Consider the following 1,287-nt stretch of genomic DNA (forward strand, 5'->3'; position numbering starts at 1 on the left):
GCCTTGCGGCCCACGCGGTTGCGTGGTTTGCGCGCCCCAGCTCGCACACCCGGACTGGGCTGCACGAACTCCGCCCTCCCGGCGGTGAGGATGTTCTTGGCGGCGTTCACGTCGGCGTGTTCGGTGTGGCCGCACGAGGTGCACCGGAAGACCGCTTGGCTCTCGCGGGACTTCCGATCCACCACCGTGCACACGTTGCACCTCTGACTCGTGTACGCCGGATTAACGGTCATCACGCAGGCGCCCGTGGAGCGGGCCTTGCTGCGGGTGGCCAGCTCGATCCGGTGCCAGCCCTTGTCCAGAATGCTGCGGTTCAGGCCGGACTTGCCCGCAGCCCCATTGGGCAGGAAAGCACCCGGCTGCCCCGGGTCCGGCCTGGGTGCCACCCCGGCGGTCATATTCTTGGTCGCCAGCGCCTCGAACACGATCAGCTCGAAGCCGGTGGCCAGGGCGTGGGCGGTCTTGGCGGCGAAGTCCTCCCGGCGTCTGCGGATCTTCCGCGCCAGATGGGCAACCCGTGCGACGGCTTTCTTCCGCCGGGCTGATCCCTTCGTCGTCCTGGCCACGTCCCGCTGGAGCTTCCTGGCATGCTCGACTTCCCGGTCCCGGGCGAACACCTGGTGGTGGAAACGTCCGTCCGAGCGGGTGGCGACCTTGGCCACGCCCCGGTCGATGCCGACGGCGCTGCCCGGATTGTCGTGCCGCTCAGGCGTGGCCGAGCCGTCCTCGACGAGGAAACTGACATGCCAGTGCTTGCCGTCCCGGCTGAGGGTGGCGTTCTTGACCGTGCCGCCGAGCGGGCGGGTGATGCGGAAGCGGACCCAGCCGAGCTTGGGGAGTTTCGCCCGCGCCCAGCGCCGGTTGAGCCGCTCGATGGCGATCTTTCCGCCTTCGGGGAACCGGAACGACGGCCGCGTCCTGGCCTTGGATTTCCAGCGGACCTTCCACGTGCCGTGCCGGGAACACGCCTGGTCCAGGTCGATGAGCGTCTGCTGGAGACAGTGACCGGGCACCTGGGAAAGCCACGGAAACTCCTGTTTGGCTTCGGCGAGCTGGCGGGCCTGTTCGTGGTAGCCGATCCACACCTGGCGGCGGCGGTAGGCGCGGCGCTGCTCCAGAGCGGTGTTCCACACACTGCGGCAGACCCCGCCGATCCGCTCGGCGAACTCTGCCTGCTCAGGGGTGAGGTCCAGACGGTACTGACGTCCGGTCAGCATCCACCATCACCGGTTCTTCTGGTTCTCGACGTACCGCTTGATCACATCCAGGGGTGCGCCGTCCACGGTG

At 68.4% G+C, this 1,287-nt stretch carries 1 protein-coding gene; it reads right to left on the reverse strand.

Annotation, left to right across the window (positions count from 1 at the left end; translation table 11 throughout):
- On the reverse strand, window positions 1–1,217 hold a 1,217-nt coding region (locus ACFOY2_RS54620; protein WP_379536109.1), incomplete at its 3' end, for an RNA-guided endonuclease InsQ/TnpB family protein.
- Window positions 1,218–1,287: the final 70 nt, after the last annotated feature.

This window comes from Nonomuraea purpurea (assembly GCF_042650645.1).
Taxonomy (GTDB): Bacteria; Actinomycetota; Actinomycetes; order Streptosporangiales; family Streptosporangiaceae; genus Nonomuraea; species Nonomuraea purpurea.